Source organism: Bradyrhizobium sp. USDA 4341, from assembly GCF_054063755.1.
This window is the reverse complement of the sequence record NZ_JBSSGO010000002.1, coordinates 2,354,670-2,369,989: the sequence shown is the minus strand read 5'-3', so window position 1 is coordinate 2,369,989 and position 15,320 is coordinate 2,354,670. Positions and strand designations below refer to the sequence as shown.

The window sequence follows — 15,320 nt, the reverse complement described above, 5'->3', positions numbered from 1 at the left end:
GCTCTTGCACAACCGAATGTGTTTTGTCATACATTATGACAAAAGCGCTGCCAAGCTCGCGCCGGGCGGCGGGCGGTCACGAGAACGCCAAGACAAAGCGAAGACAAAAGCGATCCGTTCCCGGGGAGGAGCATCATCATGATCTCGAAGCATGTGAACCGCCGCATCGTGTTGCGGTCGTCGGCCGCTGCTGCGGCGTGGCTCGCCGCCGCGCCCGTGATCATCGGCCGCGCGCAGGCTGCGACCATGAAGATGCGCTGTTCGTCGTCGCTCCCGAACGATCCCAAATATGCCAACGGCCGCGTCTACTACGACAACCTCGTCAAGAGCCTGAAGGCGAACGGGCTCGGCGAGCAGATCGAGGTCACCTTCTTCCCCGACAACCAGCTCGGCCAGGAGATCGACGTCATCAACTCGGTGAAGCTCGGGGTGATCGACCTGATGGTCTCGGGCTCGTCGATCTCGGCGAACCTCGTGCCGCTGGTCGGGACTTTCGATCTTGGCTACCTCTTCACCAGCTACCAGCAGCAGACCAAGGCGTTCGACGCCGGCGCGGCGAAGCCGATCGAGGATGCGCTGCTCAAGGGCGGCAGCATCCACATCATCGCCTGGGCCTACAATTTCGGCGCCCGCAGCGTGCTGGCGAAGAAGCCGGTGAAGACGCCTGAAGATCTCGCCGGCCTGAAGATCCGCACGCTGCCCAACCCGATCATCACCGAATGCCTGCGCCTGATGGGGGCCGCGGCGACGCCGCTGGCGTTCGGCGAGATCTATACGGCGCTGCAGGCCGGCGTGCTCGACGGCCTCGAGCACGATCCGCCGACCATCCTGGCCAGCAAGTTCTATGAGACGGCGAAGCACTACGCGCTGACCCAGCACATCTTCTCGCCGCTCGCGGTCTATTTCAGCGACACCACCTTCAATCGCATGCCCCCCAAGCTGCGCGAAGGCTTCCTCGACGCGGCGAAGCAGGCCGCGATCGAGACGCGCGCGCATGGGCTCGCGGTTGAGAAGGAGGCGCTGGCGGCCCTGGTAGAGAAGGGCGTCACGGTCGTCGAATGCGACAAGGAGGCATTCCGCAAGCGCGTGCTGCCGCAGACCGACAATTTCATCAAGGCGCGGCCCGAGGCGAAGGCCGTCGTCGATCTGATCCGCGCCACCCAGGCCTGAGGTCGGCGCATGTCGGTCGCCGCAGTCGCGACGAGACGCAGCGCCGATCGGATCACGGCGCCGCTGCTCGCCGTCAGTGACGCGATCGCCGCGATCCTGCTCGCCGCCGATCTCGTGGTGGTGTGCGTCTCGGTGCTGGCCCGCTTCCTGTTCAATGCGCCGGTCGAATGGTCCGACGACGTCGCCCGCGGCCTGATGGTGGGGTCGAGCTTCTTCGGTGCGGCGAGCGCGCTCGCGCGCAACGAAAACCTCGGCGTCGCCTTCTTCGTCGACATGCTGCCGCCGGGCGTGCGCCGCGTCGTCGACGCGGTCGGTGCGCTGCTCGTCACCATCATCGCAGGCTATGTCGCGTTCAACGCCGTCAAGATGGGCTGGCTGACCACCGGCCAGACCTCGGGCTCCGGCCTGCCGCTGGAATGGACGTTCTACCCGATGGGCGTCGGTGCGGCGTTCATGACGATCTTCGCGTTCGAGACGTTCTGCGGCCGGCCGCTGCGCGACATGGCGGCAGGCATCGTCGCGACAACCGTCATCGCAGGTCTTTACCTGGCCTGGGACGCGCTTGCACCGTCGTCGGTGCCGTCGTCGCAGGCGTTGATGCTGATCGGCTTCTTCCTGACGCTGTTCGGCGGATTGCCAATCGGCTTTGCGCTGGCGTTGGCGGCGCTGATCTTCATCTGGGTGGAGGGCACGCTGCCCGGCGTGATCTTCGCCCAGCAGATGGCGCGCGGCATCGACAATTTCGTGCTGCTGGCGATCCCGTTCTTCATCCTGGTCGGCTATCTGATGGAGGCCAACGGCATGTCGGTCCGCCTGATCGAGCTGTTGCAGCGCGCGGTCGGGCGGATGCGCGGCGGCCTCAACGTCGTGATGGTGATGTCGATGGTGCTGTTCTCCGGCATCTCCGGCTCCAAGATGGCCGACGTCGCCGCCGTCGGCTCGGTGCTGATCCCGGCAGCGCGCCGCTCGCGGCAGAATCCGGGCGGCGCGGTGGCGCTGCTCGCCGCCTCCGCTGTCATGGCGGAGACCATTCCGCCCTGCATCAACCTCATCATTCTCGGCTTCGTCGCCAATCTGTCGATCGGCGGACTGTTCGTTGCCGGCATGCTGCCGGCCGCGCTGATGGCGCTGGCGTTGATCGCGGTGTCGATTATCTTCGGGAAGCGTCCCGCCGCGACTGACGAAGCCGAGCCGCGCGCCGCAGTCTCGGGGCTATGGACCGGCGCGATCGCCTCGTTCGGGCTGATCTTCATGATCTTCTTCGGCTTCAAGAGCGGCTTTGCCACGGCAACGGAGATCTCGGCCTTTGCCGCTGTCTACGCCATCGCCGTCGGCAGCCTCTTGTTCCGCGAGCTCGGCGCGAAGAGCCTCGCGCATTGCTTCGTGCAATCGGCTGTTCGCTCGGGGCTGGTGCTGTTCATCGTTGCGGCGGCGCAGTCGCTCGCCTTCATCCTGACGCTGCAGCAGGTGCCGCACGCGGTCGGCGACCTCATGCTGGCGATCTCGGGCAGCCACGGCGTCTGGCTGTTCATGCTGCTATCGATCCTGGCCCTGGTGGTGATGGGCTCGGTGCTGGAGGGCGCCGCGGCGCTGATCATCTTCGGCCCGCTGCTGCTGCCGGTTGCGGTCAAGCTCGGCATCGATCCCCTGCATTTCGGCGTCGTGCTTGTCATCGCGATGGGGCTCGGGCTCTTTGCGCCACCACTTGGTCTTGGCCTCTACGGCGCCTGCCTGATCGGCAATGTGCCGATCGAGCAGACCATCAAGCCGATCTCAGTCTATCTCGGCCTGCTGTTGCTGTGCCTGCTGGTGATCGCCTTCGTACCCGCCATCAGCACGGCCTTGCCGCATGCGCTCGGCTACTAGGGGGATAAAAACGTGAAGGTGCTGCTCGCCCATACTCCGCAGATGCGCCGCGACTATTATGGCGGGCGCAGCCTGAACGGTCTGCGCGCGGTCGCCGACGTCACGCTGCATGAGGGTGACGAGGCGCTCGACGCGGCGGCACTGGTCGCGGCCGCGGCCGATGTCGACATTATCGTCGCCGATCGCATGACCCAGGGGCCAGGGGAGATTTTTCCGCTGCTGCCAAAACTGCGCGCCTTCGTGCGCTGTGCGGTCGATATCCGCAATATCGATGTCGCGGCAGCATCCGCTGCCGGTGTGCTGGTGACGCAGGCGAGCGCGGGCTTTGTGCAGTCGGTCGCCGAGCTCGCGCTCGGCTTCATGGTCGATCTGTCGCGCGGCGTCTCGCGTGCCACTGCTGACTATCACGCGGGCAGGGCGACCGAGGTCGTGATGGGCCGCCAGCTCGCGGGCAGCACGATCGGCATCATCGGCTATGGCAGCATCGGGCGCTATCTTGCCGGGATCGCCAAGGTCCTCGGCATGAAGGTGCTGGTCGCCGATCCCTTCGTGACGCCGGATGATGCGGCGATCGCGCATCTGCCGCTCGACGAACTCCTGGCGCGCGCCGATTACGTCGTCTGCCTCGCGATCGCCAATGCGGAGACCGAGAACCTGATCGGGCAGGCCGCGCTGTCGCGGATGCAGACGCACGCCTACTTCATCAATCTGTCGCGCGGCAACCTGGTCGATGAGACGGCGCTGGCGGCCGCGTTGCGCGAGGGCCGCATCGCCGGCGCCGCGATGGATGTCGGCCGCGCGCCCGACCAGATGCCGGCGCCGGAGCTCGCGAAGCTCGGCAATGTAATCGCAACCCCGCATGTCGGCGGCCTGACGCCGCAAGCCATCGAGCATCAATCGTCGGAGACCGTGCGTCAGGTCGCGAAGATCGTCGCCGGCGAGATACCTGTCGGCGCCGTCAATGCCGAGCACTGGACGCGGCGGCCGGGGCCATGAAAGTTCGGCTGATCCCAATGCCGTCCGCGGGACTGGACAACACCTTCGCATCCGGCCCAAACTTGAGCCCGTCAAACCGCGGCCCAGAGCGTGCGGATAATCAATCAACGGACGTCCCGCAACAAACGACGGGCGCCGCGAGGGAAACAGGGAGTGCATCACATGGCCATTTCACGCCGTGACGTTTTATTGGGCAGTGCCGGTGCACTCGGCGCCGCATCGTTCTCCTTCCCGGCTCCTGCCATCGCACAATCGGAACCGATCAAGATCGGCTGTCTCGCGGCGATCACCGGGCCGAGCTCGGCGCCGACCGTCGGGTTCAACCGCGGCATCAACTTCGCGGTCGATGCCATCAACGGCGCGGGCGGGGTGAAGGGCCGCAAGATCGAGCTCGTCATGCGCGACACCCAGGGCGATCCGACCAAGGCGGTGAACGCCACGCAGGAACTGATCAGCCAGGCCAAGGTGCACGCGATCTGGGGGCCGCTGAATTCGGGCGAGGCGCTGGCGACGACGCCGATCATGGCGCGCGCCAAGATGCCGGACTTGCACCCCTGCGTCGTCGAGACCCTGATCGATCCGGTCAAGTTCCCCAATGCATTCCGCATCGCGCCGTCGAACAATCAATGGGATGACGCCGTGCGCAATTATTGCCTCAAGATCCTCAAGGTGAAGAAGGTCGCCGTGATCGGCGACACTACCGGCTATGGCGTTACCGCGGTCGGCGCCTCCGTCGCGGCGTTCAAGAAGGACGGCGCCGAAGTGGTCTATCAGGCCAATATCGACGCAACGCAACCCGACATGACGCCGGACATGCTGCGCGCCAAGAATGCCGGTGCCGAGGCGATTGTGGTGTGGAGCGTCTCGACCGGCATGGAGGCGCGCATGTTCAACACCCGCGCCGCGATGAACTGGGATGTTCCCTTCGTAGGCCACCCCTCGCTGGCCTCGGGCGAGCTCGCGAGCCTGGTCGCCAAGCCCGAAAACTGGAAGAAGGTCTATGCGATCGGCTACAAGAGCTGCAGCTATGACAGCGCCGGCAAGCTGCCGCCGAAGAGCGCCGATCTGGTCGCGCGGCTGACCAAGGCCAACATCGCGCTGAACGACACGCTGTTGTGGTGGATCGCGGGCGGCATCGATTGCATCGAGCTGATCGCCAAGGCGGTCGCGGAAAGCGGCTCGACCGACAGCGCCGGCATCGTCAACTACTGGAATTCGCTGTCGACCTATCCCGGCTATTTCGGCAATTACCGCTTCTCGCCGACCCAGCATAACGGCTATTTGACCGAAGAGATCGTGATGTCGGAAGCCTCGACCGCCAAGGACGGCACCTTCGCGCTGGCGCCGGGATACACATAGCAGGGCGAGGGCGCAGCCGATGCTGGCCTCGATCCTTGCATCCGGTCTCGCGGCGGGCGCGATCTACGCGCTGGTCGGCGTCACCTACAACACGATGTTCTCGACCTCGCGGGTGATGAGCTTCACCGCTGGCCAGCTCGCGATGCTGGGCGGCGTGTTCGGCTCGATGTTCACGCTGAAGCTCGGCCTGCCGATCGCTGTCGGCTTCGTGCTGACGCTGCTCTGCTGCGCGGTGATCGGGATCATCACCGAATTCGTCGCGGTGCGGCCGGTGCTCAAGAGCCTCGACCAGCATCTCTACGTGCTGTCGACCCTGGCGGTCGCGCTGATGATCCAGCAGGTCACGGCGATCAAATGGGGCACCGAGCCGCAGCCGTTCCCGCGCATCGCAGGATTCGGCGAGGGCGTTTGGGACGAGAAATTCTGGCTGCCGGTCGCCGCCTGCGCCGTCACCATCATCGGCCTTGAATATCTCTACCGCCGCACGCTGGTCGGCCGCGCGTTCCTCGCCATCGCGGAGGACAATTTCGCGGCGCGGGCGCTCGGCCTGCCGGAGCGCAATCTGCGCGTCGCGAGCTACGCGCTCGCCGGCGTGGTGGGCGGCATCGCCGGATTCTCCGGTGGGCAGCTGCTGCTCGCCTTCTTCGCCAATGGCGCGCTGCTCAACTTCTACGGCTTCGTGCCGGTGGCGCTCGGCGGGCTCGGCAACAACCGAGGCGCGATCATCGGCGGGCTGGCGCTCGGCCTGTTCCAGCAGGCGGCGAACTTCCTGGTCGGCGGCATCTTCTCCTCGGTCGCGGTGTTCACGCTGTTCATCGTGGTGCTGCTCGCAGCGCCGCAAGGCTTGTTCGGCGCCTCGACCGCGCGGAGAGTGTGATGACGTCGGTCGCAGCCACGCCGCCCCGAACCGACAGCGGCGCATGGCGCACCGCGCTGCCGCACATCCTGCCGTTCATCGGTATCTTGGTCGCAGCGGTGCTGCTGCCCTTCGTCAGCAACGACTATTGGGTGCTGATCGGCACCCGCGCCGCGATCTACTGGGTGCTGGTGTCGGGCCTCAATCTCGTCGTCGGCTTCGCGGGGCATCTCGCGATCGGCTATGTAGCGCTGCTGACGCTCGGCGCCTACACGACCAGCGTGCTGGTCGCCGGCAACGTGATGCCGGCGATTCCGGTGTTTGCCGCCTTGCCGATCGCGGGCCTGATCGGCGCGATCTTCGGCGTGATCGTCGGCCTGCCGGCCTTGCGCCTGCGCACCTTCTATTTCGCGATGTCGACCTTGGGCTTTGCGACCATCGTGACCCAGATCGCGCTGGCCTGGCAGAGCGTGACCGGCGGCGGCATCGGCATTGCCGGTCCGGAATTCCCGGCGCCGTTCAACACGCCCTGGGGCTTTTACGGCCTCTGCATCGCGTTCGCCGCGTTCACCACCTGGATGAGCGCCAATGTCGCGCGCAGCCGGTTCGGCCGTGCCTTGATCGCGGTGCGCGACGCCGAGGTCGCCGCCGAAGCCAGCGGCATCTCCAAGCCGAACATGCTGATTGCGATCTTCCTGTTCGCCGGGGCGCTGGCGGCGATCGCCGGCGGATTGTTCGCGACCCTGCAGACCTACATCACGCCCGACGCGTTCACCTTCGATCTCTCGGTGCTGTTCTTCATCGCGATCCTGATCGGCGGCCGCGGCTCGATCCTCGGGCCGATGCTCGGCACCATCATCCTGACCATCCTGCCGGAGATCGCGGCGCCGCTCGCGGCGTGGTCGACCTTCCTCTACGCGGTGCTGCTGCTGCTGATCGTGCTGGTGATGCCCGGCGGCATCGCGGCGCTGCTCGATTTCCGCAACCGCCGTCCGCTCGCCAGCAACCGCGCCATCGTGCCGCGCCCGGCCGCGCTCGCCGAGATCGTGCGCCGGCGCGACGGCGGCAAGCCGCTGCAGCTGCGCGGCATCGCGCTGAGCTTCGGCAATGTGAAGGCGATCGACGGTCTCGATCTCGATGTCGCGCCCGGCCAGATCCACGGCCTGATCGGTCCGAACGGTAGCGGCAAGACCACCACGCTGAACGTGATCTCGGGCTACTACGCTGCGAAGGCCGGCACCATGACGCTCGGCGATGAGGTCCTGCCCGCGGGCGCGCCGGTCAAGCGCGCGGCCAGCGGCATCGCGCGCACCTTCCAGACCCCGCGCGTGATCGGCGAAGCCTCGGTGCTGGAGAACGTCATGATCGGCGGCTCGATCGAGGGCAGGGCGAATTTCGTCGAGGCGATGCTCGCGCTGCCGCGCAATGGCGCGGACGAGCGCATGCTCGCCGCCAAGGCGCGGGCGCTGCTCGGCGTCGTCGGCCTCGAGGCGCTCGCCGATGTGCGCGCCGACCGCCTGCAGCACAGCGAGCTGCGCTTCATCGAGATCGCACGCGCGCTGATGCTCGATCCGGACTTCCTGTTGCTCGACGAGCCCGCGGCAGGCCTCTCCAATGACGAGATCGAGCGGCTCGCTACGCTGATCAAGGCGGTGTGCGGCCGCGGCACCGGTGTGCTGCTGGTCGAGCATCATGCCGACCTGATCTTCGATATCTGTCACCAGGTCACCGTGCTCAATCTCGGCCGCACGCTGGCGGCGGGAACGCCGGCGGAGATCCGCGTTCACAAGGAGGTCGTCAGTGCTTACCTCGGCGGCTGAACCTCTGCTCAACGTGAGCGGGCTGGTGTCCGGCTACGGCAAGATCCGCGTGCTGCACGGCATCGACATGACGATTTCCGCTGGCGAGGTCGTCGCATTGCTCGGTCCGAACGGCGCCGGCAAGACCACGCTGCTGCGCGCGATGTCGGGTTTGTTGCCCGTCAATGCCGGGCAAGTGCGGTTCGCTGGGCGCAACATGACCAACGCCACGCCGCGCGATGCCGCGCGTGCCGGCCTCGTGCATGTGATCGAGGGACATCGCGTGTTCACGCAGATCTCCGTGACCGACAATCTGCTGCTCGCCGGCTACGACCTGCCGCGCTCGGAACGCGCCGTGCGCATCGAGGAGGCGCTGTCATTCTTCCCCGAGATCGCCGAGAAGCGGCACGAACGCGGCGGCGCGCTGTCGGGCGGGCAGCAGCAGATGCTGACGGTGGCGCAGGGCCTGGTCCGCCGGCCGCGGCTGTTGATGCTCGACGAGCCCTCCGCCGGACTGTCGCCGGTGCTGGTCGATCGCGTCCTCAACGTCATCGGCCGGCTGCGCGGGCAGGGCACCTCCGTGCTGCTGGTCGAACAGCTGCTGGAGAAGGCGCTCGCCTGTGCCGATCGGGTCTACGCGCTGGTGCAGGGGACGATCGCGCTGGAGGCTGTGACCGGCGAGAGCGACCTCGCGCACCGGCTGGAGCGCGCTTATTTCGGCCATGAAAGCCATGCGCTGGGGGCCTGAGGCCGCCTTTCCCCGCGCGCTCAAAACTCGGGCTTGGCGCGTGGCGCCGTTTCTGGCTTGATTGCCCGGTGAGGCTGGCCTTGTTAGAGTGCACCGGAATCCGCAAGCGGACAGTGTATCGGGAAGGTGGTGTTCATGCTGTGCCCGGCCTGTCAATCCGAGACCTTGGCAGAGGACGGTGTCTGCCGGTCGTGTGGGCTGAGCTTCTCTTCCGTCTGTCCGAATTGTCAGCATCCGAATCTCGAGACCGCGCGCTTTTGCGGCGCCTGCGGCGAACGTCTGGACCAGGCCCAGCCGGTTGGCGAGCGCAAGGTGGTCACCGTGATGTTCGCCGATATCGTCGGCTCGACCGAGCTCATCGGCGACAATGACCCCGAACTCGCGCTGGCCCGCCTGCCGCCCGCGCTGGAGCGCATGGGCCGTGCGGTCCAGCAATATCACGGCACGATCATGCGCAGCATGGGCGATGGGCTGATGGTGATCTTCGGCATCCCCCACGCCCAGGAGGATCATGCGTTGCGCGCCTGCCAGGCCGCGCTCGCCATGGTCCAGTCGTCGCGCGACAATGGCATCGTGCTGCGGGTCGGCATCCACTCCGGCGAGATCGTCGCCGGCGTGCCGGACAAGTTCACGAAAGAGCAGGGCGTCTATGGCGCCGCTGTGCACCTTGCAAGTCGCCTCGAACACATGGCGCAACCGGGCGACATCTGCGTCACGGAGTCGACGTTCAAGCTCGTGCAGGCGTCCTGCGATGGGCGCGCGCTGGGCCACCAGGACGTCAAGGGGTTTCCGCGGCCGGTCGCCGTCTACCGGCTGGTCGGAATGAAGCCAGCACGCGCGCCCTTCCGCGATGCCGTCGTCGGCGTCTATCGCGGCCGCGATGCCGAGCTTGCCGTCCTGCACGACGCCTTCGCCGGGGCCGAACAGGGCGAGGGCAAGGCGATCGGCATCTCGGCACCGCCCGGCCTTGGCAAGAGCCGCCTGTGCTTCGAATTTGCCCGGACCGTCAAGGAGCGTCTGGTGCCGGTGCAGGAGGCGCGGGCATCGCCCTACGATCACTCCGGTCCGTTGCAGCCGCTGCTGGAATTCTTCCGCAACTTCTTCCGGATCGCTTCCACCGACGATGCGGAAACGGCACGCGCCAAGATCGCGGCACGGATCGAGTCCTCGGTCCCTCATCTGATGGACGACGTCGCGTTGCTCGCCGATTTCCTCGGCATTCGGGACGCGCAAGCGCCGGCGCCTGCGATGGACCCGAAGGTGAGGCACGCGCGGCTCGTCAATCTGGTCGCAAGTCTCGTGCGCGACGGCACCCGCACGCCGTCGGTGATCATCATCGAGGACATTCACTGGCTGGACGAAGCGAGCATGGAGTTCGTCTCGGCGCTGGTGAATGTCGCGCATATCAGCCGTGCCCTGATCATCCTGACCTATCGGCCGACTTATCAGGCACCCTGGGCCGATGGCCCCGGGTTTCGAGAGCTGCGGCTCGACGAACTCCGCGATGAGGACGTGTCCGCCCTGACGCGCGATCTGGTCGGCGATCACCTGTCGACCGTCGCGATACGCGACCGCATCGTCGAGCGGAGCGGCGGCAATCCGTTCTTTGCCGAGGAGCTCATCCGCTCACTGGTCGATAGCGGAGAACTCGAAGGCCGGCCGGGGCACTACGAAGCATCCGGGCAAGTGCCGACCGAGACCCTGCCGGCTACGGTTCAAGCCGTGATCGGTGCGCGCATCGACCGGCTCGCGCCGGCAGATAAGGAGGTCTTGCAGGTGGGCGCGACGATCGGCCGGGAATTTCCGCTGCCGGTGCTCACCGAGGTCACGCGGGCCCATGCGCCCAACCTGTCCGACATCCTTCGCCGCTTGCTGGAAGTTGAGCTGATCGAGAATGTGCCCGGCGAGACCGAACAGGAACGCTTCGCCTTCCGTCATCCGCTGATCCAGGAGGTTGCCTACGCCATGCAACTGCGCACCCGCCGCGTCGAGCTGCATGCCGCGGTCGCCAGGGCGCTCGAGCGCTTCCACCACAACCAGCTGAGCGAATACGCCGACCCGATCGCCCATCATTTCGAGGCGGCCAAGGATTATGGGCCGGCGGCCGCCTACACCGCACGCGCGGCGGCCTGGATCGGGACCACCAATTCGCGCCTGGCGATGAAGGCATGGGTGAAGGTCCGGCTGCTGCTGCAATCGCTGCCTCATGCGCCCGAGACCGACCGGCTGCGCATGCACGCGTCGGGACAGATCGTGAGCCTCGGCTGGCGCGAGGGAATGAGCGCGGAGGAAGCTGCGCCGTTCCACATCGAGGCGCTGGATATGGCGCGGCAACTGAAGGACTCTGTTTCGGAAATGCTGATCCTGGCCGGCTATGGCCGGGTCATGGCCTGCACCGGCTCGGCGGACGAATACGTAGTGCAAGTGCTGCATGCGATCGAGGTCTGCGAGGACCCGAGCATCGAAACCATCTTGCACGTGTTCCTGTGTCAGGCCTACGGCTATGCCGGCAAGCTTCGGGAAGCGCTCGCGGCCGGCGAGACCGCGCTCAAGCAGGTTGCGCGCATCGAGAAGTCCCACCAAGCGCAGCTCGGCTTCAATGTGGAACGGTGGGTCGAGAGCCTGTATGCGCGGCTGCTGGTGCGCACGGGAAGTTTCGATCTTGCGCGGGAGAATATCGCCAAGCTGGTCGCCAACGAGAGCGGCCATCCCGATCCGGCGGTCCTGTTCATTCCGCATCATGCCGGAGTCGAACTGGCCTGGCTGACGCAGGATGAAAAGCTGGCTGATCTTCACAGCCTGCGTATCGACGAGATCGCCAGCAGAAACAACACGCCCTACGTTGCGGTATATGCGAGCGTCTGCCGCGGACTGGCGCTGTCGCTGGCGGGGGACCACGTCGCGGCGATCCAGAAGCTCGAATCGGCGATCCGGCTGGCGCGCGAGGCTTTCGCCGGCCTCGAATATGAAAGCGACATGCTGGCATTCCGTGCCGAAATTCATCTGAAGAGTAACAGCTTCGCCGTTGCCTTTGGCGCCGCTGAACAGGGGATCGCGGTCGCGCGGGAGCGGCGGGCGCGGCTCGCCGAATGCCGCTCGACGCTGGTGCTGGCGCAGGTGGTCAACGCGGATCAGTTGCGCTATCCGCAGTATCAGCTGAGCGAGCTGCTCGCACGCGCCCGGCATCTCATCGAGACGACCGGCGCGCGGCCTTACGAGAGCCTGTTCCCGGTCGCGCAGTTACCGGCAGCGTCTTGCGGACAAGAAGCGTGAATTCCCGAAGTCCGTAGCCGGTGATCAATTCGACGCGGCCGAACCGCTCGCAAAATGGCGTCCAGCGCTCCGGTACGGTGCGATACAGTCCCGCCTCGGCCGGCGCTTCATCGCGAGGCAGCATGAAATTGATGGCGAATCCGATCCGGCTGCTGGCGTCGAGATCGGTGAGGATCGCCTCGACATAAGCTTCCCATTCCGCGATGGGATGACCGAGCCGGACGTTCAAGGTCCCGCTCGCGAGCGAGTAGTCGGCGAGTGCGCCGCACTGCGAACCCTCGGCGAACACGGCCAGCTTGTTGGCGGCCCAGCGGGCACGGGCAGCCGCGATCATGGCCGGCGAGATGTCGATGCCGCGATAGGTCACGGCGGCATCGCCGTGGCGCATCGCCAGGAACTCCAGCAGCGCGCCGTAGCCGCAGCCGAAATCGTTCAGGCTGAACGGTTGCCCGAAGCGGCAAAGCTTCAGCAGCTGCACGAAGCGCAGGTATTGCGAGACCACGTTCGGCCAATCGACCCCGAGCGGGGTCGGGCCGTGGCGTTGCAGCGTTCCCGAATAGTATTCGCGAACCTTGGCCTGCAGTGCGCGCATCGCGCCGGCGTCGCGCTACTTCTTGCGCTTGCCGGCCTTGGGACGGTGGGCGCCGATCGTCGGGACCGAGATCGTGAGAAACCCCTTGCTGGAGAAGCTCAGGGCGCGATCGCCGCTTGTGATCTGCACGATTCCTTTCGGGTGCTCCCCGGGATGCCAGGTGAAGAACACCGGCATCGCCCTGCCGCTTTCGAGATTGGCCTGCAGCGACGCAATGATCTGATCGTGCCCGTTCTTCCGCGAGGCCTTGCCGTCAATCGATGAACCCGTCCGCTTCAGCAGCTTCAGATACTTGAAAAATCCCTGACGATCGGCTTCGCCGACCGGCGCAATGTTGAGAAGCCCAAAGGACATCTGCAGCGTGTGCTGCGGCGAGAATACCTTGAACTCCTTTTGAAACTGGACCATCTCGTCCAGCGCTTCGCCAATGAACCGGGAGTTCAACTGCTCCTGAACGTGCGGAACGTACCCGTCTGCGACCAATCCACCCATAGTATTCCTCCTGAGTATTCCTTCTGAAAAGAAGATGATAACCCGCTTCGTGGTCTCCGGCCAGACGCGAAGTGATAATCCGATGATCCTACAATCATCGGTAGGTACATTTGTCTATGAATTGCTTCACAGATTTGGCCGTGCATTATGCAAGAGAACGTGTTTCCCCTCTTGCTCGGTCGCACCCGCCCGGTTGCACCCTTACGATGGTCATGCCATGCGACTTCCCTTCTTCTACGGCTGGGTCATCGTCGCGGTGACTTTCGTTACCATGGCGATCGGCGTCAACGCACGGACGGCATTCTCGCTGTTCTATCCGCCGATCATCTCTGAATTCGGCTGGGAGCGCGGCGTTACCGCGGGCGCATTCTCGTTCGGCTTTGTCGCTTCCGCGATCGCGAGCCCGCTGATCGGCCGGCTGATGGACCGCAGCGGTCCGCGCGCGGTGATGGAGCTCGGTGTGCTCTTGATGGGCTCCGGCCTGCTGCTGGCGCCGCTGACCACGCAACCCTGGCATCTCTATCTCACCATCGGCGTGCTGGTCGGTTCCGGCAGCGTCTGCCTCGGCTATTCCGGCCAATCGCTGTTCGTGCCGAACTGGTTCATCCGCCGCCGTGGCCTCGCAATCGGGCTCGCCTTCGCCGGTGTTGGCATCGGCTCGGTGACGCTGCTGCCATGGGTGCAGCACATGATCGAGCACACCGGCTGGCGCACCGCCTGCACCGCGATGGGGATCGTGGTGCTGGTCGTGCTCGCGCCGATCAACCTGTTGCTGCACAAGAAGCCGGAGGAGATCGGCCTGCAGCCGGACGGCGATGCGGCGCCGACGGCGACGTCGGCCAGGCCGGCATCGAACATCGTCGATCCGGTATGGGCCGGCACCGACTGGACGCTGTCGCGTGCGCTGCGCACCGCGCGGTTCTGGTGGATCGCGACCGGCTATTTCTGCGGCCTGTACATCTGGTATGCGGTGCAGGTGCACCAGACCAAATTCCTGCTCGACATCGGCTTCAGCTCCAACGTCGGCGTCTGGGCGCTTGGCGTCGTCAGCCTGCTCGGCATTCCCGGCCAGATCTGGCTCGGGCATCTCTCCGATCGCATCGGCCGAGAATGGGTGTGGGCAATCTCGTGCTTGGGCTTCGTGATCTGCTTCGCCGCGCTCGCCGCGTTGAAATACTGGCCGAGCATGATGCTGATCTATCTCATGGTCTTCACCCAGGGCGCGCTCGGCTATGGCCTGACCTCCGTGATGGGACCGGTGGTGCTGGAGATCTTCCAGGGCAAGCAATACGGCAGCATTTTCGGCACCGTGATGCTGGCCGCGCTCGCCGGCGGAGCCGCGGGCCCGTGGATCACGGGCCAGCTCTACGATCTCTCGGGCAGCTATACCAGCGCGTTCCTGCTCGGCATTGCCGTCAGCCTGCTGTCGGCATTCGCGATCTGGCAGGCTTCGCCCCGCAAGGTCCGTGCCGTCGCCGGCCAGATGCATAAGGTCGCAAGCGCGGCCTGACACATCAGGCGGATGAAACGCCGATCGCCCGCTGCAGGTCGGTGATCGCGCGCAGGCAACTGTCGGCAGGTGTGGTCTCCGGATCGATCAGGCGGTGCAGGCGGAAACCATCTTCCAGCGCCAGCACGATCGCGCCGGTCCAGTCCGGATTGAGTCTGGCGTTCCTGCCGCTGTTCTTCTGCGCGGTCTCGACGATGTCGGCGATCAGCTTGCGCCGCGCGCGCAGGCGCTTGGCGAGTTCAGGCCGGCGCTTCTCGGCGCGCGCCACGAACAGGATCATCTCCATATGCAGGAGAGGCGAGCGGCCGAGCGGATCCTGCCGGCTGCGGTCCACGGTGCGCAATGCCTCCAGGAAGTCGGCGAGGTCCCTGTGCTTGGCGAGCAAATCGAGATTGCGCCGGATCGATTGCTCGACGTGATCCTCGAGCATCGCGAAGATCAGCTCGTCCTTGCTCTTGAAGTTCGAGTAGAAGGCGCCGCGGGTGAAACCCGCCGCAGCCGCAATCGCCTCGATGCTGGCGCCGCCGATTCCCTGTTCCTCGAACACCCGCGCCGCCGCCTCGAACAGCTTCTCGCAGGTGTCGTCCCGTGTCGGCCTGGTTCGAACCCTTGACATCGGCGCAGTTTAGGGCACAATGCAACTCGATACAAGAGTGTAT

At 65.7% G+C, this 15,320-nt stretch carries 12 protein-coding genes and 1 pseudogene; 10 read left to right on the top strand and 3 right to left on the bottom strand.

Annotated elements, in window-relative coordinates; translation table 11 throughout:
- Positions 1-138 precede the first annotated feature (138 nt).
- From ACVIGB_RS17300 to ACVIGB_RS17260, 9 genes and pseudogenes are all read left to right on the top strand, one after another.
- Complete coding sequence (locus ACVIGB_RS17300) at positions 139-1,170, top strand: TRAP transporter substrate-binding protein (protein WP_456721715.1); 1,032 nt, start codon at positions 139-141, stop codon at positions 1,168-1,170.
- Between the two features lie 9 nt (positions 1,171-1,179).
- Complete coding sequence (locus ACVIGB_RS17295; RefSeq protein WP_456721716.1) at positions 1,180-3,036, top strand: TRAP transporter large permease; 1,857 nt, start codon at positions 1,180-1,182, stop codon at positions 3,034-3,036.
- A gap of 12 nt (positions 3,037-3,048) precedes the next feature.
- Complete coding sequence (locus ACVIGB_RS17290) at positions 3,049-4,032, top strand: NAD(P)-dependent oxidoreductase (protein ID WP_456721717.1); 984 nt, start codon at positions 3,049-3,051, stop codon at positions 4,030-4,032.
- Positions 4,033-4,194: 162 nt separating this feature from the next.
- Positions 4,195-5,391, top strand: a complete 1,197-nt coding sequence (locus ACVIGB_RS17285) for an ABC transporter substrate-binding protein (RefSeq protein WP_456721718.1) — start codon at positions 4,195-4,197, stop codon at positions 5,389-5,391.
- A 19-nt stretch (positions 5,392-5,410) separates the two neighbouring features.
- A complete protein-coding gene (locus ACVIGB_RS17280; protein WP_166304948.1) occupies positions 5,411-6,268 on the top strand; it encodes a branched-chain amino acid ABC transporter permease in 858 nt (285 codons plus the stop codon).
- Positions 6,268-8,067 (top strand): branched-chain amino acid ABC transporter ATP-binding protein/permease, encoded by a 1,800-nt coding sequence (locus ACVIGB_RS17275; protein WP_456721719.1) that lies wholly within the window; start codon positions 6,268-6,270, stop codon positions 8,065-8,067. Before ACVIGB_RS17280 ends, ACVIGB_RS17275 begins: the two co-directional genes overlap by 1 nt.
- The gene (locus tag ACVIGB_RS17270) at positions 8,048-8,794 is read left to right on the top strand and encodes an ABC transporter ATP-binding protein (RefSeq protein ID WP_456721720.1); all 747 of its coding nucleotides are present in this window, start codon (positions 8,048-8,050) and stop codon (positions 8,792-8,794) included. The genes ACVIGB_RS17275 and ACVIGB_RS17270 overlap by 20 nt, the downstream gene beginning before the upstream one ends.
- Positions 8,795-8,929: 135 nt before the next feature.
- Positions 8,930-9,070: pseudogene (locus ACVIGB_RS17265) on the top strand (double zinc ribbon domain-containing protein); the annotation flags it as partial.
- Positions 9,071-9,106: 36 nt separating this feature from the next.
- On the top strand, positions 9,107-12,067 hold the full coding sequence (locus tag ACVIGB_RS17260; protein ID WP_456725152.1) for an ATP-binding protein: 2,961 nt from the start codon (positions 9,107-9,109) through the stop codon (positions 12,065-12,067).
- Here ACVIGB_RS17260 and ACVIGB_RS17255 read toward each other — a convergent pair.
- Both ACVIGB_RS17255 and ACVIGB_RS17250 read right to left on the bottom strand, forming a co-directional pair.
- A complete protein-coding gene (locus ACVIGB_RS17255; RefSeq protein WP_456721721.1) occupies positions 11,982-12,659 on the bottom strand; it encodes a methyltransferase domain-containing protein in 678 nt (225 codons plus the stop codon). The two genes, ACVIGB_RS17260 and ACVIGB_RS17255, sit on opposite strands and share 86 nt — an antisense overlap.
- A gap of 15 nt (positions 12,660-12,674) precedes the next feature.
- Entirely contained in the window at positions 12,675-13,151 is a 477-nt protein-coding gene (locus ACVIGB_RS17250) for a hypothetical protein (protein WP_143046656.1), read from the bottom strand.
- A 217-nt stretch (positions 13,152-13,368) separates the two neighbouring features.
- On the opposite strand from ACVIGB_RS17250, the gene ACVIGB_RS17245 reads away from it, so the two are divergent.
- Positions 13,369-14,661, top strand: coding sequence for an MFS transporter (locus tag ACVIGB_RS17245; RefSeq protein ID WP_456721722.1), 1,293 nt, complete (start codon positions 13,369-13,371; stop codon positions 14,659-14,661).
- Between the two features lie 4 nt (positions 14,662-14,665).
- On the opposite strand, the gene ACVIGB_RS17240 is transcribed toward ACVIGB_RS17245, so the two are convergent.
- Positions 14,666-15,277 carry a TetR/AcrR family transcriptional regulator gene (locus ACVIGB_RS17240; protein WP_092115868.1) on the bottom strand — a complete coding sequence of 204 codons (612 nt, stop codon included), beginning with the start codon at positions 15,275-15,277 and terminating at the stop codon, positions 14,666-14,668.
- Positions 15,278-15,320 lie beyond the last annotated feature (43 nt).